Below are 22600 nucleotides of genomic sequence, written 5' to 3' on the forward strand. Positions count from 1 at the left end.
CTTTCTTATGAAAATTGATATTCGTTGAATAAAGGAGAGTTTACATGATAGAAAGTAAAGTTGTAGATTCTATTCCAACTTTGAATGAGAATGATTGTCAAATATGGTGGGCAAGAATTTCAGATTTACAATCATGGCATTACAATTTACTAAATGATATAGAGCGAGAGAAAGCAAATTCGTATCACCATTCGGCAGATCGAGCTCGTTTTATAATAGGTTGCGTAATAAGTAGATTAGTTCTCGGTAAGATACTTTCTATGTCACCAGTCCAAGTACCAATTGATCGAATGTGCTCAGTATGTAAATTGCAGCATGGAAGACCACAATTACCAGAAGGTATGCCGCAATTATCCGTTTCACATTCAGGTGAGTGGGTTGTCGTTGCTTTTACAAAATCTGCACCTGTTGGCATAGATGTAGAACAAATGAATCCAAATGTAGATGTTATGAAAATGGCAGAAGGTGTATTAACAGACATTGAAATAGCGCAAGTTATGAAACTGCCAAATAAACAGAAAATAGAAGGTTTTTTAACATATTGGACTCGAAAAGAAGCGGTGCTGAAAGCGACAGGTGAAGGACTAATGATTCCGCCAGTACATATTACAGTATCAGCTCCAAATGATCCTCCAAACTTGTTGGTTTTTAAGGATAGACAAGAGTTAGCAAGTAATACAATGATGGAAGATGTAAGGCCTAGTTTAGATTATAGGGCCTCTGTTGCAATATTCAGTAAGGAAGTGACTGAAATTACGCAATTAGACGCGGCAGCACTTTTAAATCTTAAATAAAAAAATTATAGAAGAGGTGTTCCTCATGTTAGTAGCGGAAAATAGAAAGAATGAATTCACTTATAACGTACAAGCAATTAAAAATATTTTATTTTCTGGAGATACATCATCCATTCATGCTTTAGAAAAGCTTTTAAATGATACAGTTCAGTTTGATGTTCTTGAACAAGAGGCACTTGGTAGACAGTACATTCCGAAAGAAGCAAAGAATTTCTTTGATAAAGATGGAACATTTCTTTACCGTGTATCTAATGTTAGTTATAAAGGAAAGGTGTTATCTGAAAATCTAATTTTTGCAGACACTTCGTTTTTACCGGACGCAATAAAGAGTGAATTAGAGAGTGGAAATATTCCTGTTGAAAAGCTTATAGAAAAGATGGAAGTAAGAAGAAACGTATTATATGAAGGATATCAGCCATCTGGAAATATTATTGAATTGTTTGATGGATGTTCTGTTACAGCGAATGTGTATCCAACTAGAAAGTATCAAATTGTAAGTAACTGCAAATGTGTATTTTATATTTGTGAAGTGTATCATGCAGAGAATATAAAGCAATTGCTTAAATAAAAACAAGAAACCAGCCTATAAAATGGCTGGTTTCTTGTTTTTATTTAACAGCTTCTTTTAATTCTTTACCTGCTTTAAATGCAGGAACTTTACCAGCGGCGATTTGAATTTCTTCGCCAGTTTGCGGATTACGTCCTGTACGAGCAGATCTTTCGCGTACTTCAAAAGTTCCAAACCCGATTAGTTGAACTTTATCTCCAGATTGTAATGCATTAGCAATTGTGTCAAATACGGATTGTACAGCTGCAGAAGCGTCCTTTTGAGAAATATCAGCTGATTGAGCTACGTTTTTAATTAATTCTGTTTTGTTCATGTTTTCACCTCATAAAAAAATTTTTGGAATGAATGTTTTAGTATAATAGATAGTAAAGATAAAGCTATCACTATGATTAGAAAGAATACTATATAATTATGTTAATTTCGTTGCAAGAGACTGAATCCCTTCTATTATTTAGGGATTAATTAAGAATCGATGCATATAAAAAGCTTTAATATGAGGATGAGGGGGAGTATACGAATGATTTTTCGTGAAAAAAATGAGAAGGAAAGTATTTTAATTCGTCAACATGATCATGGTTTTTTGGCTGGAGAGATTGCAAAGCATATAAAAGAAGACTTTTTTGAAGATAAAACATATTTAAAAGAAACAGTTGATGCAATATATGAGCATGACAGAGGATGGATAGAGCTTGATAAAGTACCAATTTTGAATGATGCTAAAAATATTCCATATACATTTATGGATTGTCCAAGCCCATTACGTTTTGTTTTTTATACGATTGGATTGAATGAAATTGAAAATTCTAATCCATACGGGGCATTGCTTTGTAGTAAACATTTTTTATCATTTCCACTAAACGAGGAAGATGAAGAGATGATGTCATTTTATAAACATGAATTAGAACGACAAAAAAGAATTTTGAAAACGTTAACAAAGAAACAGTTTGCGATGTTCGATAAGCATTATAGATTATTAAAGTTTTGTGATGAACTTTCTTTATACGTATGTATGAATAAGCCTGGTGTCAAAAAGAAAGATGAAATTGACTTATTTAAAGATGGTTTTGAAGAAACAGAAATGTTTAATAGTAAAGAGGAGAAACTTATTCAAGCTGAATGGGTGGACGAGGAAACAATTCGGATTACACCATTTCCATTTCAAACAGAATTTTATACGTATGTAAAATATAAAACGATAAATAAGCATGAAATGAAAGAAAAAGGGATTGCAAAGGCTGATAGAGAATCAGAAATGAAGAAACAAACCATTCGTTTCATACAATAAGGAGGTAATATAAATTGAAAGATTATATATTAAAACAGTGTGATTATCATGCTTGGGCTAATACTAGATTATTCAATCGATTAAAAGAGTTACCAAACTATGAGACAATTTTTAATGAGCAGATACAGAGTGTATTCCCATCCATTAAGGATACTTTTGTGCATATTTATATTACAGATCAAGTGTGGTTACATATATTGCATGGTAAAAGTATGAATGAAGCAATACAAGACCGAGAAGATTTACGAAAACAAATTGAAACTAAATCGTTACATGAATTAGAAAAAATGTTTGAAAACATGGCAAATCAATATAAAGAGTTTTTAATTACAATACAAGATGTGAATGCTGTATTTGTTATTGAGAATCCATACGTAGGGAAATTAGAAACTTCGATTTTAGAATTAGTGCAACATGTCGTAAATCATGGTACATATCATAGAGGAAATATAACAGCGATGATTCGTCAACTTGGTCATTCATCGACAATGATGGATTTTGTACTGTATTTACATATGGTTAAAAAGCAGGGAGAGTAATATAGTTTGTAAGAAGGAGAGGCTTTAATTATAGAAGTCTCTCCTTCTATTTTATTCTGCATTCATGGTAGATCGACTGATTAAAGTTTTCTTAAGAAGCTTTATTTTCTTGTAATTGCTTAGCGTATTGTACAGCCTTATATGCATTGACTCTACCGTTTTTCCAGTACGTACCTGTACCACTAATTTTATCAGTAGTAGACTCAATAATTTGGCGGATTTGTGTATTGCTATATCCTTGATTTGCTAAAAGAGCTGCGACTCCTGCAACATGAGGTGTTGCCATAGATGTACCACTTAATGATTGATACGTGCTTCCTTTATATGTTGAATATATATTTGAACCTGGTGCTGCAACATCTACCCAGCTACCATAAGTAGAGAATGAAGATTTTCTATCTGATTGATCTGTAGAAGCAACTGCAATTACTTCGCTGTAATAAGCAGGGTAATTAGCTTTTGTATTTCCAGCATTTCCAGCAGCTGCAACTATAACAGAGCCTTTATTCCATGCATATTGAACGGCTTGTTGTAATGCAGTACCACCATTTGGAGCTCCTAAACTTAAACTAATTACTTTTGCACCCGAATCAGCAGCTTCTCGAATACCTTGCGCTACAGCATCAAGAGTACCACTTCCTTGATTATCTAATACGCGGACAGCATAAATTGAAGTTTGTGGGGCAACACCAGCAATTCCGACGCTGTTATTCGTAAGTGCTCCAGTAATTCCAGCGCAATGTGTACCATGACCATTACCATCATCAGATGTATTGTCGTTATCAACATAATCATGCCCATAAATTACTTTCGAAGCCAGGTCAGGATGTGAGCCTTGAACTCCTGTATCAATTATAGCTACTTTTACACCAGGATCACTTCGTTGGCTATCCCAAGCTTGTGGAGCTTGAATCTTTTGTAACCCGTATTGATTATTAAAATATGGGTCGTTTGGAGTCCAAAAGGCGTGAACGTAATAATTCGGTTCTGCATATTCCACATCTGGATTATTTTTATAGCTCTTTATTTTTTCTTTTACAGTACCTTTTGAAAATTGTACGACTTCAAAACCTAACTTATCATCTTTAGATAAGACATTAGCTCCGACAGATTTATGAAAAGATTGCACATTACTTAAAGATGCATTTTGTTTGAACTTAACGATTAATTGGTTAGGAACATAATCAGTAGATGATGCTTCAGCGCTTGAAGTATTCGTGTTAAAGAAGAAACCACCAATAATAAATGACAAAACAGATAGGAAAACGATGATTTTGTTTTTCAAAAGATTTTTCCTCCCTTTTCTTGGATGAGTTTTTCAGTGACACCTTAATGTCGCATTCCTTTTCAACTATATAGTTAGACCATACGATTTATGACATTTATGTGAAAAACTTTTGAAGGAATAAAAAGGAGTAAATATTGATATAAATATATTTTTAATGATAGTAATTAAGTAAAAGAGGAGATGAAAAAAGGAACGCTCATCATGTATGAGTCATTCCTTTTTTCATAGATTAACTTGCCTGTTTTTTATTATTTTCTTTCAATTTCTCTGCTTGTAAAAAGCGATTCGTTTCAGCAACAACAATACTACTTAATCCAATTAGACCAATCAAGTTTGGAATTGCCATAAGTCCATTTGCAATATCAGCAAATGTCCATACGATTCCTAGCTTTAAATTAGCACCAATTGCAATCATAACAATAAAGATTGCTTTATAATATTTAACTGCACTTTCTCCGAATAAATAAGCTACACATTTTTCTCCATAATACGACCAGCCTAAAATAGTAGAGTAGGCAAATAAAATAATTGCGATACCGAGAATCATACTACCAGCAGTACCAAATACAGATTGGAATGCAAGTGTTGTAGCTTCAACGCCAGTTTTACCAGATCTCCAAGCACCTGTAGTAATTAATACTAGTCCTGTAATTGTACATACAATAAACGTATCTAGAAAAGTACCAGTCATTGAAACTAAAGCTTGCTTTGCAGGCGAATCAGTTTTTGCCGCCGCCGCGGCAATAGGGGCACTCCCTAAACCAGCTTCGTTCGCAAATACACCACGCGCCATTCCGATTTGAATAGCTGATGCAACTGTTGCCCCAATAAAACCACCAGCAGCTGCTGTACCATTAAATGCACCAGAAAAAATAAGTGAAAAAGCTTCTGGAATTTGGTCGTAGTGATAGAAAATAATTATAAGACCAGCAATTATATAAAAGAAAGCTTTAATAGGAACGACATATCCCGTCACTTTCCCAATTTTTTTTACACCGCCTAAAATAACAATTGCGATTAAAAATGACATTACTATACCAGTTAAAGCAGGAGGGAAAGAGAAATTAATTCGCATTGCCTCTGCAACTGAGTTAGATTGCACCATATTACCAATACCGAAAGAAGCAGTTGTGCCGAATATAGCGAATAATACTGCCAGCCATTTCTTACCTAAACCACGCTCTAAATAATACATTGGTCCACCTGAATATTCACCATTTTCATTACTAACACGGTATTTTACTGCAAGTATTGCCTCGGCATACTTTGTTGCCATACCGAATAAAGCGGTAATCCACATCCAAAATATTGCACCAGGACCACCAATTGTAACAGCTGTTGCAACACCGGCTATATTTCCCATACCAATCGTTGCGGCCATAGCTGTCATAAGTGCTTGGAAGTGACTAATATCTCCAGAAGAAGAGGTATCTTCTGATTTTTTAAATGCTAGTTTGTGAGCGTATAATAGTTTACTAAACTGTAAACCTTTTAAACGCACTGTGAGAATGATACCTGTTCCAACGAGTAGCAACAAAGTTGGTAATCCCCACACGTATTGATTCATTTGTTCTAATACTTTACTTACTGTCTCCATCTTTATTCTCCTTTATTTAGAAAAAATAAAAACCACTTCAAGTAAATGAAATGGTCTCTGGAGAAACAAGGGATAGAAAAATAAACCGATACAAATCGGCATTTTCTTTCGCTTGTCTCTGTCCTTTTACCTGAGAGATTATCCGCTATAGTAGCGGATTTGCTCCTTCGGTGCTCGTTTTCCTCCACGCTCTATGAAAGCGAGAGGGAGTCTCTCCAGAGATTCGTCCCCATGCAGTTCTACTTGTAACCAAGACCTGAGAGTTTCAAAGCTGGTATAACAACTTTTTGCCCCGTCGGTAGATCAATAGACCTTCTCCTGAATGGTTCATCCGAATTATAAAATTTATAAACACATTGATTGTAAATCAATAAAAACATTATAGACATACAAATTGTGAATTGCAATCATTTTTTATTTTAAAATAGTAAATAGTTTTATTTTTTTGTAAGTCCTAATTTATCTTCAACTTCATTTAAAGTAGATAAAGCGATGACAATATGTTGATCCGCAAGTCCTAAAGCTTGTTTTGTTTTTTCAATAGTTTCATCGGTTGGAGTAGAGTTATTTGCTCCATCTATAATTAAATTTGCTGCATTTTTCATGAAATTTGATGCGGATTTAAACTGAGTTGTGAACTGAAGTAGTTGTTTTTGTATATCTATATCTGTTATGTTTTCTTCAATTTTAAGCGTGTCTATTTCGTTCATAATTGTTTCGTACTGCTTGGAAACAGCACTCATTGTAACTAATAGTTTATTTCGATCTACTGAATCTCCATTCGTGTTAATCTCTTCCCAGGCAGGTAACCAATCTTTTTCGATGATGTCATTATAATGAGTAGTCAATTCATTAATTTTAGGTTGTAATTTAGTTTTGAAAGTTTTTGTCTCCGCTGTTTCTACAGTTGCTTTTTCGTGGTTATTTTTAACATTAGTAACGTAGAAAATTGTACCAAAAATGATGAAAATAGAAATAATAACTGTCCATTTAGTAAAAAGTAATTTCTGCAATATGTAACGCCTCCAAAATTTAAAAACTTATAATTATAATATATAATAATGATGTTGTTTTAAGTAGAGAAAATAGGTTAGAAATGATTTAAAATATATCTTTTCTATACATAAATAATTAAAGTTAGTAAAATGATGAAAGTTATATGTGAGAAAAGAGGGTTTTTAGTGAAAATGAATAGAAGAAAACTAGTTTCAAGTATTTCAATGGTTATGTTATTAGTTGGTGTAGTTGCATTCATATTTATGAATAAAGAATCTAAAATTAAAGATTTTCCAGTGCCAATGTCAGCAATCCATATTAACGATGATAAGGAAGAGGACTATCAATATATAAGTGTAATGCCAATTACAAAGGCGAGTGGATGGGAGAACTTAGGGGAAAACGGGCATACTGTTAGTTTTAAAAAAGGGGAGCGGAAGGTAACGGTATTACATTATCCAGGAGACATTACGTATTATTTATTTGAGAAAAAGATGAATAAGGGAGATTAGCTAAAGATGTAATTCATTAAGAGTTACATCTTTTTCGTTCTGAATTATTTGAAATTAAATTCGATAGATGTTTTGATAGATGTAGTGATAAATATGATTAGTTCTATATGTCTATAAAGAGTATTAGGGTGATTATAAAAATATTATGCGAACTAATTATTGTGAGAAGAAGATAAATTATATGCTAAAGGGGGAATTAAAAATGCTACTAAAAACAATCTACTGTAAGGTGGAAGAAGAGAAAAAGGAATTGTTTTCAAATGCGCAAGGAAAATGGCGTGATATACGGCACCTAGATGGTTTTCATGGACAATTTGGTGGATGGTATGAAGATGAGGCATGTGTATTTACTTTATGGGAAGATAGAAGTACATATCAATCATTTATGAATGGTGCTCACGATACAATTTATTTAAATAGTAATCAAGAGGATACGTTTCTTTCATGTGAAATTGAATTATTTCAAACGTTGTATGATATAACTGATACGCATTTGAAAAACGTTTTTACAGAAGGATCATTCGTAAGAGTTGCTATATGTGATGTAAAGATGGAAAAGGAAAATCATTTTTTACATAAGCAAGAAACAATTTGGAATAAAGGAATGGAAAAAGCAAAAGGCATGTTAGGTGGAGTAGTTGGGAAGTCTTTAAAAAATAAAAATCGTTACATAGTGTTAACGTATTGGAAAGATGAAAAGACGCATCAACATTATGTGGAAGAGATTTTCCCAGGTTTATATAAATTAGCTAATATTCATGAAGAGATAGAAGAGATAAAAGGAAAACAAGCTGTATGTAAGGAAGAATGGCTTGTATATTAAACGCTGAAAAAGTGCATAAATGAATGTATAATAAAGATATTTTCTTATAAACAAGTAATTAATAGAAGACGTTATATACCCTTTCATGTTAATATATTTAAGTTATAATAGGAGGCTTACCCTTTTGTATTGTACGGTAGAAGCAGTGTGAGCTTGAAATTTTTTTTAGAAAAGGATGTGCCTAATTTGCGTATCAATAAATTTATTAGTGAAGCTGGAAAAGCGTCTCGACGTGGAGCGGATAAACTAATTAATGAGAGAAGAGTAATTATTAACGGTAAGGTTGCAAAAATTGGTGACCAAGTGAACCCAGGTGATGATGTACGAGTAAATGGAGAGCAGCTTCGAATTGCTCGAGATCACGTATATATCGCTTTAAATAAACCAGTAGGTATTACATGTACGAGTGAAAAAGCTGTAAAAGGTAATATTATCGATTTAGTGAACCATCCTTTACGAATTAGTCACATTGGACGTCTTGATAAAGACTCAGACGGTTTAATTTTGTTAACGAATGATGGTGATATTGTTAATGAAATTTTACGTGCTGAAAACAAACATGAGAAAGAATATATCGTTTCAGTAGATAAGCCAATTACACCTGATTTCTTAGAGAAAATGGCAGCGGGTGTTAAAATTTTAGGAACAAAAACGCTTCCTTGTGAGGTTACACAGTTATCAAAATATGAGTTCCAAATTATTTTAACACAAGGGCTAAATCGTCAAATTCGCCGTATGTGTGAAGCTTTAGGTTATCAAGTATACACGTTAAAACGTACGAGAATTATGAATATCGAATTGAATAATTTACCAGTTGGGCAGTGGAGAGATTTAACGAAGAAAGAGAAAAGACGTCTATTTGCAGACTTAAATTACGAACCACAAGATTGGTAAAATTGTGAAGTGAAACCAAAAAAAATTGGTTTCACTTTTTTAAATTAAATAAATAATTTTTTTAAACACTTGCAAAAATAAAATGAATAAGATATATTAAATAACAATAAATGGATGTTTTACAAAAAGCAAAGAAAAGGACACGAGTTATTTTACCCGGTTATACAGAGAAGGAAGGAAAGCTGAGAACTTCCTAACGCAGAAAAATAACTTACCACCTTAGAGCTGCACTAGGGAAATGAAGTATCTAGTGCCGTGTATGCGACGTTATCGCAAAAGAAGCCATTATGTTTTTTGTGATGGGAATCTGGGTGGAACCACGGATATAAGCATATTCGTCCCTATATTTAGGGATGAATATGCTTTTTTGCATTCAATTTCATAATAAGCGAAGAAAAGGACACGAGTTATTTTACCCGGTTATACAGAGAAGGAAGGAAAGCTGAGAACTTCCTAACGCAGAAAAATAACTTACCACCTTAGAGCTGCACTAGGGAAATGAAGTATCTAGTGCCGTGTAAACGACGTTACCGTAAATGAAGCCATTGTATATTTACAATGGGAATCTGGGTGGAACCACGGGTAAAAGCACGCTCGTCCCTATTTTAGGGATGAGTGTGCTTTTTATTATGAAATGGAGAGATGAAAAATGAAAGAACAAATGATTGAAATTAAATTTCCAGATGGTAGCGTTAAAGAATTTGTAAATGGAGTTACTTTAGAAGAAATTGCTGGATCCATTAGCAGTAGTTTGAAAAAGAAAGCAGTCGCGGGGAAAGTAAATGATGGATTATATGATTTACGCCGAAATATTGAAGAAAATGCGGAAGTGGAAATCATTACTATAGATTCAAATGAAGGGGTAGAAATTGCAAGACACTCCGCGGCACATATTTTAGCGCAAGCTGTAAAAAGATTGTATGGTGATATAAATCTTGGAGTAGGACCTGTTATTGAAAATGGATTTTATTATGATATGGATCTTCCAAGTAGTGTAAACATAGAAGATTTACGAAAAATCGAAAAAGAAATGAAAAAGATCATAAATGAAAATATAAAGATAGAACGAGTTGAGGTTTCTCGAGAAGAAGCAGCTAAACTGTTTCAAGAAATGAACGACCGCTTGAAATTAGAACTTTTAGAAGCAATTCCTAGTGGGGAAAGTGTAACACTATATAAACAAGGTGAATTTGTAGATTTATGTAGAGGACCACATTTACCATCTACAGGTTATTTGAAAGCATTTCAATTAACTCACGTTTCCGGTGCATATTGGCGAGGTGATAGTAATAACCAAGTGCTTCAGCGCATATATGGTGTTGCATTCTCTTCTCAAAAAGAATTAGAAGAGTATTTACATTTCGTTGAAGAAGCAGCAAAAAGAAATCATCGTAAGTTAGGCAGTGAGCTTGAGTTATTTATGTTTTCTGAAGAGGCTCCGGGAATGCCGTTTTATTTACCGAAAGGACAAATGATTCGTAACGAATTGGAAGCATTTTTAAGAGAAATTCAAAAAGAGTATAAGTATCAAGAAGTACGCACTCCGTTCATGATGAACCAAGAAGTATGGGAGAGATCAGGGCACTGGGGACATTATAAAGATAATATGTATTTCTCTGAAGTAGATAATAAAAGTTTTGCATTAAAACCGATGAACTGCCCAGGGCACATGCTTATGTTTAAAAATAAATTGCATTCTTATCGTGAATTACCGATTCGTATGTGTGAATTTGGTCAAGTACATCGTCATGAATTTAGTGGTGCGTTAAACGGATTATTAAGAGTACGTACTTTCTGCCAAGATGATGCACATTTATTTGTAACTCCAAAACAAATTGAAGATGAAATTAAATCAGTAATGGCGCAAATTGATTACGTATATAAAACTTTTGGATTCGAATATGAAGTAGAGCTTTCTACTCGTCCAGAAGATTCAATGGGTGATGATAAATTATGGGAGCAAGCAGAAGCGGCATTAGAAAATGTATTACAATCGCTAAATTATAAATATAGACTAAATGAAGGTGACGGTGCATTTTACGGGCCGAAAATTGATTTTCATATTAAAGATGCTTTAAATAGAAGCCACCAGTGCGGAACAATCCAGCTTGATTTCCAAATGCCAGAGAAATTTGATTTAAATTATATAGATGAAAATAATGAAAAGAAAAGACCAGTTGTTATTCACAGGGCAGTTTTAGGGTCATTAGATCGCTTCTTAGCAATATTAATTGAGCACTTTGGAGGTGCGTTCCCGGCATGGGTGGCACCAGTTCAAGTGAAAGTAATTCCAGTTTCAAATGCAGTACATGAACAATATGCCAATGAGATTGCACATAAATTAGCACAAGCTGGAGTTCGTGTTGAACAAGATGCACGAGATGAAAAATTAGGATATAAAATAAGAGAAGCACAAATGCAAAAAGTACCGTATGTTCTTGTTATTGGTGATAAGGAAATGGAAAACGGAGCTGTAAATGTACGTAAATATGGGGAAGAGAAGTCAGAAGTTATTGCGCTAGACGTATTTGTGGCAACTATTGAAGAGGAAATAAAGAATAGAAAATATTGATTGTAAAGAAAACACACTATTAGCAATTAGTGTGTTTTCTTTTTTATCTTACAAAAATGTAAGGTAAATGTAAGCGAAATCGAGGGAACGAGTTGTAGAAAAATGAGAATATGAAGTAGGAAAAAGGTTCATGTTACAGGTGTAACTCTTCTTGAATGAATAATTAAAAAATTCTTAAGAATTCACATGACAAAATAATAAGAAATATGTGAGAAATTAATTTTATACAAAAGGGATGGAGTGAAAGAGATGTCAACAAATGTAGTTACTGTAGAAAGTGTAGAAAAAACGTACGGGAAAAGAAATGAGAATCAGTCAAAAGCATTAAGGGGTGTATCGTTAAGTATTAAAGAAGGAGAATTTGTCGGGATCATGGGACCTTCTGGGTCTGGAAAAACGACTTTACTTAATGTGATAAGTACACTTGACCAAGCGACAGGTGGTAGTGTGACGATAGCTGGTACAAATATTACTTCTATGAAGGGCAATGCGTTATCTGATTTTCGCTCTCAAAAATTAGGTTTCATTTTTCAAGATTTTAATCTTCTAGAAAACTTATCAATTTATGAAAATATAGCTTTACCACTTTCTTTGCAAGGCGTACCGTCAAGTGAGATTACTGGAAAGGTAAATGACGTTGCGAAGAAATTAGGCATCACCGAAATTTTAACAAAATATCCGACGGCTGTTTCTGGAGGACAAAAGCAAAGAACAGCGGCGGCAAGAGCTTTAGTACATAATCCAGCAATTGTATTAGCAGATGAACCGACAGGTGCGCTTGATAGTAAAAACGCAAAAAGTTTATTAGAAGCGATGCAAGATTTACATGAAAATCACAATGTAAGTATTTTGATGGTTACACACGATGCATTTAGTGCAAGTTATTGTGAGCGTATTTTATTTATTCAAGATGGTCTTCTTTATAAAGAATTAAACCGTCAAGGTACTCGAGAGAATTTCTATCAAGACATTTTAGGTGTGCTCGCTCATATGGGCTCAGCTGCTGAGTCTAAGTAGGGGGTGAAACTATGTTATTTAAATTATCACGTCATAGTATGAAAAAGATGTTAAAAGATTATATGGTTTTACTTATTGGCCTCGTTATTAGTATTAGTATTTTCTACATGTTCCAAACGATGGCGATGAATAGTGAATTTACAAAAGATAATAGTCTAATTAGTAGTATAAGGCTCGTCTTCTGGGTAGGTGCAATACTATTATCCTTCATTACTGTATTTTATATTATATATGCCAACTCTTTCTTGCTCACGTTAAGAAGAAAAGAACTCGGTATGTACATGATGCTTGGTGCGAAAAAGAAAAAAGTAGCACAGTTATTATTTATTGAAACATTCGGTATGGGTATTGTCAGTATTATTATCGGTATTTTAGTAGGGATGTTACTTGCAAGTGTAGCAGGGAACTTTTTAATGAATGGAATGGAAATTTCAGCAAAAGGTAGTTACGCATCTGTATACACACCAGCAATTTTAGTTACAGCTATTTTCTTCTTAATATTATTTTTCATTACTGGCATAATGAACAGTGTCCGATTGTTACGAAAAACTGAACTAGAGTTAATTCGTGAAGATGAAACACTAGATGAAGTGAAGAAAAGTAAAACTCGCATTATTATAATGACAGTACTTGGTGTATTACTAGTAAGTACAGGGTACTATTTTATGATCAATGTAAAAATTTATGCTGAATTAGGTTTTATTATAGCAACCATCGTTACAACACTTGGAACATATTTTATCTTTAGTTCATTACTCCCATTTTTTGTGATGAAAATTAAGGGGAATAAAAAACGAAATGAAACTGGTCTAAATAGTTTTACATATGCACAGCTACGCTTTCGAGTAAATAGTTTATCGAGAGTATTAGGTACTGTAGCAATGTTAATTGCATTAGGCGCAGGTGCGATGACGGCAGGTATGGCGTTCCAAAAAAATGTAGGTATTATGACAGACTTTTCTCGTGTATATGATGTTGTAATTCATGATCCGAATGATCAAGACAAAGCTGCCTTAAAAGAAATGGAAATTGTTGAAGAAAGCAAGTACAAATATAAAGTAGATGGAGAAGCGGTTTATTATTTACGTAACGACTTAACTGCGAAACCGCCACTTGTTTCAGACCATTTTGATACAAAAACTTTAAAAGAGCCTGTTCGCAAACGTGTGACTGAACCTTTAACTGAACCTGTATATTCAGCTTTAGAGGCTCCTGAATTAGCAAAATTCCCTCAAATGCCAAAGGATTGGGAAGACGCAGTTGTAAGAGAGATACAAATTACGCATAATCAATTTAGCGGAAAACCAGTAAGGATTGCAGACGAAGAGCATTATAAAGGGATTCAAGGAACAGAACATACTGTAACATTAGCAAAAGTAGATGATATGAAAAAATATAAACCGTTATTGATCGAAATAGACAAGAGACAAAAAGCACAAATTGAAAAAGCAACAGGTGAAAAGGTAGACTTATTTACGAAAATGACAATTTATCAGTTTATGAACAGCTTCATGAGCGGAACAATGTTTATGGGATTTTTCCTCGGAATTGCCTTTTTAGCAATGATGGCAAGTTCCCTTATGTTCAAAATATTAACAGGTGCTTCTCGCGACGTACGCCGTTATGAAATGTTACGAAAAATTGGTGTGAGACGTAGTATGTTAACGAAAAGTATATATAAAGAAATTTCGTATTTATTTATCTTCCCAGCGATCATTGGCATTTCTCACGTTTTAGTTGGGCTTAACTTATTCAGCTTTATATTAGTTGACCCGTTTGTGAAAGTGTGGGTGCCAATAGGAATCTTCTTAGTCATTTATTTCATGTATTACTGGATAACTGTTCAACTTTATAAAGGTATGGTAATGCCGAAAAAAGAGGTAGCTAAATAGTTTATGAAAAGAGTCCTTGTGTTGAAAGCAAGGGCTCTTTTCTATGTGTTTTTATAAAAATGTGTATGCGAGATGTTTTCAAATCTTTCTGTAATGAATATAACTTGTTAGACGTAATTCGTTATAACGTTGGATTATCACATTCTCAAACTGTCTTATTAGAAAAGGATTTAAAAAATCCATTGCCTACTAAGCTTCATTCCATGCAGCGAAAACATATTTTGATAAGATAGAAGCAGATCAAAAACAATTTATTACTTTTGAGAAATCAGCTCATTATCCACAATTTGAAGAGAAAGAAAAATTCTATAAGTGGATGTGCGATACATTCATAAAATAAAGTATATCCGAACTTTAGAGAATTGAAATAGTTAGCGAGATGTATAAAGATTTTTAGATGCATAGTATTACATAGTATTAACTGAAGCGAAATTAAATAAAAAGACTCTTGATAAAAAATAAGAGTCTTAAGTACAACCAACTATGAATGACTTTTCTTTTTATAAAGAGATACAAAAATAAAAAAAGATAGCTGAAGACAAATTGTTTTCAGCTATCTTTTTTCGCCTAAAGTGGAGGTAAATCAATCTTACCTTCTTCAAATAATTCTTTTATCATATGCTTCGTATAACCAGCGGCTTGACCAAATGTGATTTTTGCTGGCATTGGTGCTTCGTTAGCATCTACAACTACATCAATAATACACGGTTTATTTTGTTTTACTGCATTTTCGAAAGCGGGAAGGAGTTCATCTAAATTCTCAACACGGTATCCAATACCTCTACACGCCTCTGCATATTTTGCAAAATCAGGGTTCGTTAAATCTGTTTCGAATTCGATATTACCCATGACTTCTTGCTCGAATTTAATCATCGCAATTTTATTATTGTTTAATACGACGACAACGATTGGTAATTTATATTTTACAGCTGTTACGAAGTCATTCATCGTCATTCCAAATCCGCCATCACCACAAACTGCAAATACTTGTTTATCCGGGAATGCAATTTTTCCAGCAAGAGCACCAGGTAAACCGCAACCAAGTGTTGCGAGCCAGCTAGAAATGACAAATTGCTGGTTTGTCATACGGAAGTGTCTTGCGGTCCATACTGTTACATTTCCGACATCGACTGATAGAATTGCGTCATCATGTGCTACTTGCTGCAGAGCATGCATAACGCGTTGTGGTTTAATTGGAATGGAAGAGTCTTCTTCTTGCTCGTGTAATTTTTCTTCCCACTTTTTCATCATTTCTTGGTGATGTTCTAAGAAGGAATGGTCTGTGTGTTCTTCAACATTTTCAATTAACCATCGTAATGTTTTATCAGCATCACCAGCTAAACCAATATCTGTCGCATAACGTTTCCCGATTTGGGCAGGATCTGTATCGATATGAATTGTTTTTGCTTTTTCAGGTAAGAAGCCGGTGAACGGATAAGAAGTACCGACCATAATTAAAGTATCTGCATGCTTCATTGCTTCATAAGAAGGTTTCGTTCCAATTAATCCTAATCCACCAATACAAAGAGGGTGTTCATCAGGAATAATTCCTTTAGCTGGTAATGTAAGTACGATTGGAGCACCAATTTGTTCTGCCAATGCAAGTAAAGATTCTCTCGCATGTTTTGTTCCTTTTCCAGCTAAAATCACAGGCTTTTTCGCTTCATTTATTGCGAGTTTCGCTGCATCTAAATCTTCTTTTTGTGGAAACAACTCAGGCAAAGTAAAAGAAGTATTTGTAACACGGGCACCATTTTTCATTTCGAATTTTGGGACATCATCTGGAATAGTAAGAACGGATACACCTTTTTTCGTATAAGCCATTCGAATTGCTTGATTCACTACGGCAGGTAGTTGCTCTGCTGACATAATACGCTGGTTATAAACCGCAACATCATCAAACATTCTTTCTAAATTTACTTCTTGGAAAAAGTCCGTTCCAAGTAAATCGGTTTCTACTTGACCTGAAATTGCTAGAACAGGGGCTTTATCGAGTTTCGCATCATATAAACCATTTAATAAATGAATAGCACCAGGTCCTGCAATTGCCATACAAACGCCAAGTTTTCCTGTTAATTTCGCATAGGCAGCCGCTGCTAATGCACCAGCTTCTTCATGGCGAACTTGAATGAATTTAATTTGATCTTGTTTTTTTCTTAAAGCTTCAATGATAGAATTAATGGAATCTCCAGGCATACCGTATATGTGCTCTACTCCCCAATCAATTAATAAATCAACTAATGCTTCACCTGCTGTTTTCCCAAACATAATTGTTCCTCCTTATAATAGGTAGATAACATTATGTTTTGAATAAAAAGGAAAAATATACAAGTAAGAAATTTATCTAGTTATTTGTAATCCAAGAATCAGTGTGGGAGGAACAAAAGTTTCGCTTTAGCAACTTTAATGATGACCAGCGAATAAAGTGAACACTGTTATTAGTAAAAAACCACTAGTTGCCCACATTAGAAATGTAAGGAAAGAGAGCTGTTTCTTAGCTTTCCAAAGCATTTCATGAATTGTGACATATCCAAGTGAACCGATAGCACTTCCCATAATGAGGCCTTGCAGGTGAAGAGCTTTTCCTTCCATCAAAATGCCAAAAACTGTGCCAGTACCGAGAATAAGAGAAAGTAATAAAGTCGTTAATAAAAAGGAAATATATTTATGTTTTGTAAAAAGAAATGGAATAATTAAAGCTAATCCTTCTGGAATATGGTGAACGACAATTGCTATTAAAAAGGGAATGGCAGAGTCATTATGATTTATAAAAGCTGTACCTAACGCAAATCCACTCGGTATATTATGAATAAATATAGCGAAAGAGAGAAAAAGGAAGGTTTGCCATGCTTGTTGATCTTTTTTATGTATCATTGGATGGTGACAATAGTTATCTAATAAGCTCATAACTAAAATACCGATAGCTATACCAAGTATAGGCCCAACCATTTCGTAGCTTGAAAATGTTTCAGGAATAATTTCAAGGGATAAAAGCCCAAGTAAAATACCACCACATAATGCGTATAAACGATGCATCTTTTCTTCAATAAGTTGGCGTGTTGCTACTCCAACAGCACCTCCCAATAGTAATCCACCGAACGAAAAAAATGTTACAATCATTGGAATCCATAAACGTTCCATAGTATCACACTCCGATTCTATTCCCTTATTTTTAGCTTACGAAAAGGAAAGTTAGATTAGTCCAAGTAATTGTGTTTGATTATAGAGAAAAAAGTAGTGATTCGTTATAATTTATATATTAATTTCAAGTGAGAAAATGAAAAGGGGAATTGGTTATGCAACAAATTAAAAAAATAGGAAACTCATTTTGGTATATGACACCTGTTTCTGAAACAGATAGGCCTATCTTAGGAATGGTCGTTGGACAAGAAAAAACGTTAATGATTGATGCAGGAAATTCAGAAGAACATGCACAATTATTTTTAGAAATGTTAAAAGAACAAAATGTATCGAATCCTAATTTTGTAGCATTAACGCATTGGCATTGGGATCATATTTTTGGATTATCTGTATTACAGAATGCATTAACTATTTCGCACGCTGAAACGAAAAAAGAAATGCAGGCAATAGTATCTTATGAATGGACAGATGAAGCGTTGGACGCACGCGTAAAAGAGGGTACTGAAATTGCATTTTGTGCGGATTGTATCAAGAAAGAGTTTGAAGAAAAAGCGAGAAATATTAACATTATTCCTCCAACCTTAACGTTCCAGGATCAAATGGAATTAGACCTTGGTGAAGTGACATGCGTATTAAAACATGTGGGCGGAGATCATGCGCATGATTCAGTTGTTATGTACATAAAAGAAGAAAAGATATTGTTTGTAGGAGATTGTATATATGCAGATATTTTTTCTTCAAAGTGGAACTATACGACGAAAAGAACGTTTAAATTGATAGATGAATTAGAGAAATTTGATGCTGAGACATATATTCTTTCTCATGGGGAAGCGATAAATCGAGAGGAGTTTTTACAAGAGATTCGCATGTTAAAAGCAGTAGGAACTTATACAGAAGCTCATAAGGGCGATGAAGAGAAGATAAAGGCAGCGTACAAACAAGAACTAGATAGAGAATTAAATGAAGATGAGTTAGAAACAATAACGTATTTTGTCAATGGTTATGAAATGCATAATCTGTAAGACACTACATTAATCAAATATAATTAAATTGCACAAAAAGAGTATTGAAATTTAATTCAATACTCTTTTAAATATTAAGTCCCAAGCAATTTCTAAATTTTTTGGCTGGTTCATCATCTGGATTTATACCACTTTCAAAACTGGTAGTGAAAGGTAACCACTGCCAATCTTCGCATCCTACAAAAGCTACTTTTGACCAATTCTCAATGAATTCAATGAAATTATTCGCAATCTTATACCCATGTCCTTCTCCATCGTCGTGGCTTAGGTAAATTATTGGAGCATCTATATCATCTTTCATATCAAATGCTAAATAATCTCCATTTCCCACTTCACAAAATGCTAATTTGTTGTGCCAAACTACATCATATTCATCATCTAGATTTGAAAAAAACTCGTCAACCAAGTCTTTACGTTCTTTTTCGAATTTAGAAAGACTTTCTAAACTCCAGTGGGGTGTTCCGCAAAAAATATCAGTAAATTCATTTGGTAGCTCTACATCGTCAGGTAAAAACCAGCGTAAGCTAAAATTTCCTGAGAACTCTAAAAGTACTTTTTTGAAGCTATTTGGTAGTTTAATATCCAGTTTTTCTTCTACTTGGATTATTTGTTCAAGGGAAGATGGTTCATCTATACAAACTTCTTGAACTTCACCACCTATGTATTTAATTCTAGAAGTTATAATTTCTATTCGTTCTTTTAGTAACTCATAATCCATCTTATCACCTCATGTTATATTAATTAAAGTATATCATTCTTAATAAATTTTTTTCGTGTTATTGAGGTTTCAAGTAGCAGCTTTTTTAGCTAATTTAGTAATATATTCAAAGAAAACATCGTGTTTTACATCGTAAACGACATTTACAGGTCGTCCATCAGCAGTTTCCTCTGTACGTCCTTGGCTTGGTCCGTATGTATGAACGATACTATTAATCGTTTCAGTTTTTGCAAGGCTAGTGTTTCCGACAAAAGCGGTAGTTAGTACATCCCATAAATAGTAAGTAGAGTTCGTTGAGAAGTGAACGAGAGGAGGGACCATTGCATAGCATTGACCAAGGAAATCCATACCAATATACTTTCGCTCTTTTGCCCACTGTTCACGTATGTTTATAGTTAACGGAACTTGGTTTGTACTTTCTAGTGTCACTAAGTCGATTTTAATTTTTGCATCCCATACACGAGCCACTGCTTCAGGGTCCCAAAACGAATTCCACTCAGCTGTTCCATCATGCTCTGGTTCATGTACATTGCCAGCTTTAAGAAATGTACCACCCATCCAAACAAGGCGTTCAATTTGATCTTCGATTATGGGAGCTTCATATAATGCACGAGCAAGGTCAGTTAGGGGCCCAGTAAATAATAAAGTTGTTTTTTCTTCCGTTTGTAGAAGCGTTTCTATTAAATGATGATGCGCAGGTTTTGCCGTCACGGGTGTTACAACTTTTCCAGACTCATTTAAAATTGGTAAAGCATCTACATAAAATGCATGCATCCGCCAGTCTTTCGGAAACGGGTTTTGCCCGCGAGAGTTTGAAGCGGCTACGGCAATATTACCTTTGCCGAAGCGATCGATAATTTTACGACTGGCAGACATTGCGGGTTCTAAATAGCAGTCTGCTGGGATAACAGATACACCGATAAGCTCAACGTTTTCCATTTGAAGTAATAAAAATAATGAAATTAAATCATCTACACCGCCATCATGATTGAAGTACACTTTTTTCTTCATTGTAATCTCCATCCTATATGATTTAGTTAGAAATTAAATATGAATTGAGGAAAAGTCATCAATAATTTCCACCACTTCAATTTCTCCATTAATCAGTAGCTCAGGAAGCTCATTTCTAATATTTCCTTTCCAATACTCTCTAGCTTGTTCGATTTTTTGAGAAAAAGGAATTCCATCTTCTTTCGGTAAAAGATTCCCGTCACCTTCAAAAGAACTTCCGATCACTCGTAGTTTAACAATCTGTAAAACTTCTCGATTGTAAGAATCAAATAGCGCTCTCCATTTCAAAGCATCCTCATAGCTTTTAGCAGCATATAAGCAAGATAATCTGGAAGGGTATTCAGGGAATTCTTGTAGTCTAACCATTTCTACAATTGTTTCTCTAACTGCTCTAATTGTTTGATCCATATAACTCATAACTACTTTAGTATTTTCATTATTTATATGTAATTCGTCATTTTATAGTGTTTATTTAAAATTTGTATGCCATCTTCACCACTAGCATTTAATTGTTCTCTTTCAAAAAAGAAGTGATATAGAGTATTGTGTTGATTTTTGTTAAAAGGAATGATTTGTCCGATATGCATTTTTTTCCTTGTTACGATGTGATATGCGTAAAATTCTGCTTCATTCATGGTTATCCTCCTAGTAATAGTGTAATGCAATGTTAAATTTAGTAATTCAACATTGCGATATATATAACCTCTATAAGTAAAAGTGAGAATTTGAGTAGAAAGGAAAAATGAAAACGCTTTAAATTTGTTCACAAAATGTTCACTTACGAAGGGGTTTCCAATGTCGATATAATGACAAAGACTCAAAGAGAAAGGATGATGAAATTTGCCAACAACAAGAAAGGAAAACCTCCAATTTGGCATGATGATGTGCCTTGGGATGGTTATCGTAATGACGTTTTACAATTTACTAATGAATGAAACAGGAGGACAAATTTATATTAAAGAGATTGCAGTAGAACTATTAATTGGCTTTATTATTGCACTATTAATTGAAATATGTATCGTTGGACCTTGTGCGAAAAAAATTGTATTCATATTGCCATTTGATAAATCTAAAAAAATAAATATTATCGTTGCAATGGCGACAACTATGGTAATTGGAATGGTGTTCTTTATGTCATTTTTCGGTATGGCTATGATGTATTTACATGGTGGACTACAAGGAGATTCATTTGTTTCCATTTATTTTTCGATTTTTATTAAAAATTTCATAATGGCATATCCATTACAATTAATTATTATGGGACCGCTTGTACGTTTCTTATTTGCAAAGTTTGTTATGAAAAAGAAATCTTTTAATGTAGCGTAATTTTAATTTATAAAACATTATATATAAATAATAAAAAAACACATCTCGCATTTTTGAGGTGTGTTTTTTTGTTCATTCCAAGTTATTTTCATAGTGATGTGACATTTGTCCTTTTGCCATTATAGGATGATGGTTTTTAATTAAGTCAGAAATAAAGGATGAGGAGATGATTTTTTGAAAGGTATTATATTTGCTATTTTTGCGGGGATATTTATAACACTTCAAGGAACCTTTAATGCGAAACTTAGTTCACATATCGGTATATGGTCGACGAGTATTATAACCCATTTAATTGGATTCAGTATTGCAACAACTGTATTTTTGTTAAAGAAAGAAGAGAAAATAACGGATTTAAAGAGTGTGAAAAAAATATATTTAGCAGCGGGTGCATTTGGTGGATTCATTATTTGTGCAGAAACTATGGCGATATATGCACTAGGAGTTACATTGACAGCTGGCACACTTATGGTTGCTCAATTGTTAACGGCAACAGTTATTGAAATGAAAGGACTATTTCATATAAAAAAGATACAGATGGAGAGATATCATATTGTGGGAACAATAATAATGATTATAGGTATTGTTGTATTTAATATGTAAATGAA

The 22600-nt window shown here is 33.8% G+C and carries 21 protein-coding genes, 2 pseudogenes, 1 riboswitch and 2 other annotated features; of the genes and pseudogenes, 14 read left to right on the forward strand and 9 right to left on the reverse strand.

Features of this window, described 5'->3' with window-relative positions; genetic code table 11:
• Positions 1-44 precede the first annotated feature (44 nt).
• Complete coding sequence (gene sfp, locus DN407_RS11105; RefSeq protein WP_000572997.1) at positions 45-794, forward strand: 4'-phosphopantetheinyl transferase Sfp; 750 nt, start codon at positions 45-47, stop codon at positions 792-794.
• A gap of 25 nt (positions 795-819) precedes the next feature.
• Positions 820-1362 carry a hypothetical protein gene (locus DN407_RS11110; protein WP_000959126.1) on the forward strand — a complete coding sequence of 181 codons (543 nt, stop codon included), beginning with the start codon at positions 820-822 and terminating at the stop codon, positions 1360-1362.
• Between the two features lie 40 nt (positions 1363-1402).
• Here the strand turns inward: DN407_RS11110 and DN407_RS11115 are convergent, their stop codons facing one another.
• Complete coding sequence (locus DN407_RS11115; protein WP_001043905.1) at positions 1403-1675, reverse strand: HU family DNA-binding protein; 273 nt, start codon at positions 1673-1675, stop codon at positions 1403-1405.
• A 204-nt stretch (positions 1676-1879) separates the two neighbouring features.
• On the opposite strand from DN407_RS11115, the gene DN407_RS11120 reads away from it, so the two are divergent.
• Positions 1880-2647 (forward strand): DUF3891 family protein, encoded by a 768-nt coding sequence (locus tag DN407_RS11120; RefSeq protein ID WP_149216247.1) that lies wholly within the window; start codon positions 1880-1882, stop codon positions 2645-2647.
• A gap of 14 nt (positions 2648-2661) precedes the next feature.
• A complete protein-coding gene (locus DN407_RS11125; protein ID WP_000656270.1) occupies positions 2662-3186 on the forward strand; it encodes a DinB family protein in 525 nt (174 codons plus the stop codon).
• 91 nt (positions 3187-3277) lie between these two features.
• On the opposite strand, the gene DN407_RS11130 is transcribed toward DN407_RS11125, so the two are convergent.
• From DN407_RS11130 to DN407_RS11140, 3 genes are all read right to left on the reverse strand, one after another.
• The gene (locus DN407_RS11130) at positions 3278-4471 is read right to left on the reverse strand and encodes a S8 family peptidase (RefSeq protein ID WP_000790924.1); all 1194 of its coding nucleotides are present in this window, start codon (positions 4469-4471) and stop codon (positions 3278-3280) included.
• A gap of 232 nt (positions 4472-4703) precedes the next feature.
• The gene (locus DN407_RS11135; RefSeq protein WP_016109930.1) at positions 4704-6071 is read right to left on the reverse strand and encodes an alanine/glycine:cation symporter family protein; all 1368 of its coding nucleotides are present in this window, start codon (positions 6069-6071) and stop codon (positions 4704-4706) included.
• Between the two features lie 108 nt (positions 6072-6179).
• Positions 6180-6300, reverse strand: a riboswitch (glycine riboswitch).
• A gap of 208 nt (positions 6301-6508) precedes the next feature.
• The gene (locus DN407_RS11140; protein ID WP_030025569.1) at positions 6509-7084 is read right to left on the reverse strand and encodes a hypothetical protein; all 576 of its coding nucleotides are present in this window, start codon (positions 7082-7084) and stop codon (positions 6509-6511) included.
• A 132-nt stretch (positions 7085-7216) separates the two neighbouring features.
• Here DN407_RS11140 and DN407_RS11145 point away from each other — a divergent pair, with 132 nt between their 5' ends.
• The 7 genes and pseudogenes from DN407_RS11145 to DN407_RS11175 all read left to right on the forward strand — a co-directional run.
• Positions 7217-7579: a hypothetical protein gene (locus DN407_RS11145; RefSeq protein ID WP_149216248.1), complete on the forward strand. Its 363-nt coding sequence runs from the start codon at positions 7217-7219 to the stop codon at positions 7577-7579.
• Positions 7580-7781: 202 nt separating this feature from the next.
• On the forward strand, positions 7782-8402 hold the full coding sequence (locus tag DN407_RS11150; protein ID WP_149216249.1) for a YdbC family protein: 621 nt from the start codon (positions 7782-7784) through the stop codon (positions 8400-8402).
• Between the two features lie 186 nt (positions 8403-8588).
• A complete protein-coding gene (rluF, locus tag DN407_RS11155) occupies positions 8589-9296 on the forward strand; it encodes a 23S rRNA pseudouridine(2604) synthase RluF (RefSeq protein ID WP_001222162.1) in 708 nt (235 codons plus the stop codon).
• Positions 9297-9418: 122 nt separating this feature from the next.
• Positions 9419-9642, forward strand: a binding site (T-box leader).
• Between the two features lie 36 nt (positions 9643-9678).
• Positions 9679-9901 (forward strand) — a binding site (T-box leader).
• A 44-nt stretch (positions 9902-9945) separates the two neighbouring features.
• Positions 9946-11868 carry a threonine--tRNA ligase gene (gene thrS / locus DN407_RS11160; protein WP_000663093.1) on the forward strand — a complete coding sequence of 641 codons (1923 nt, stop codon included), beginning with the start codon at positions 9946-9948 and terminating at the stop codon, positions 11866-11868.
• A gap of 249 nt (positions 11869-12117) precedes the next feature.
• Positions 12118-12885 carry an ABC transporter ATP-binding protein gene (locus DN407_RS11165; RefSeq protein WP_000106426.1) on the forward strand — a complete coding sequence of 256 codons (768 nt, stop codon included), beginning with the start codon at positions 12118-12120 and terminating at the stop codon, positions 12883-12885.
• 11 nt (positions 12886-12896) lie between these two features.
• Positions 12897-14777 (forward strand): FtsX-like permease family protein, encoded by a 1881-nt coding sequence (locus DN407_RS11170; RefSeq protein WP_044584440.1) that lies wholly within the window; start codon positions 12897-12899, stop codon positions 14775-14777.
• Positions 14778-14869: 92 nt separating this feature from the next.
• Positions 14870-15117, forward strand: a pseudogene (locus DN407_RS11175) (hypothetical protein); the annotation flags it as partial.
• Positions 15118-15344: 227 nt separating this feature from the next.
• On the opposite strand, the gene DN407_RS11180 reads toward DN407_RS11175, so the two are convergent.
• Positions 15345-17045, reverse strand: a complete 1701-nt coding sequence (locus tag DN407_RS11180) for a pyruvate oxidase (protein WP_149216250.1) — start codon at positions 17043-17045, stop codon at positions 15345-15347.
• A gap of 135 nt (positions 17046-17180) precedes the next feature.
• Positions 17181-17918 (reverse strand): ZIP family metal transporter, encoded by a 738-nt coding sequence (locus DN407_RS11185; protein WP_000440632.1) that lies wholly within the window; start codon positions 17916-17918, stop codon positions 17181-17183.
• Positions 17919-18073: 155 nt separating this feature from the next.
• Between DN407_RS11185 and DN407_RS11190 the strand changes: the two genes are divergently transcribed.
• Positions 18074-18940 (forward strand): MBL fold metallo-hydrolase, encoded by an 867-nt coding sequence (locus DN407_RS11190; protein WP_098450529.1) that lies wholly within the window; start codon positions 18074-18076, stop codon positions 18938-18940.
• A gap of 67 nt (positions 18941-19007) precedes the next feature.
• On the opposite strand, the gene DN407_RS11195 is transcribed toward DN407_RS11190, so the two are convergent.
• The 3 genes and pseudogenes from DN407_RS11195 to DN407_RS11205 form a co-directional block, all read right to left on the reverse strand.
• Complete coding sequence (locus DN407_RS11195) at positions 19008-19658, reverse strand: SMI1/KNR4 family protein (protein ID WP_097999395.1); 651 nt, start codon at positions 19656-19658, stop codon at positions 19008-19010.
• Positions 19659-19727: 69 nt separating this feature from the next.
• Positions 19728-20681: a nucleoside hydrolase gene (locus DN407_RS11200; protein WP_098295741.1), complete on the reverse strand. Its 954-nt coding sequence runs from the start codon at positions 20679-20681 to the stop codon at positions 19728-19730.
• Between the two features lie 21 nt (positions 20682-20702).
• Positions 20703-21304 (reverse strand): annotated as a pseudogene (locus tag DN407_RS11205) (DUF2441 domain-containing protein).
• A 205-nt stretch (positions 21305-21509) separates the two neighbouring features.
• Between DN407_RS11205 and DN407_RS11210 the strand changes: the two are divergent.
• The gene (locus DN407_RS11210; RefSeq protein WP_149216251.1) at positions 21510-21995 is read left to right on the forward strand and encodes a DUF2798 domain-containing protein; all 486 of its coding nucleotides are present in this window, start codon (positions 21510-21512) and stop codon (positions 21993-21995) included.
• 174 nt (positions 21996-22169) lie between these two features.
• Positions 22170-22595, forward strand: a complete 426-nt coding sequence (locus tag DN407_RS11215) for a DMT family transporter (protein ID WP_044584443.1) — start codon at positions 22170-22172, stop codon at positions 22593-22595.
• Positions 22596-22600: the final 5 nt, after the last annotated feature.

Source organism: Bacillus sp. JAS24-2 (genome assembly GCF_008274905.1).
Lineage (GTDB): Bacteria > Bacillota > Bacilli > Bacillales > Bacillaceae_G > Bacillus_A > Bacillus_A cereus.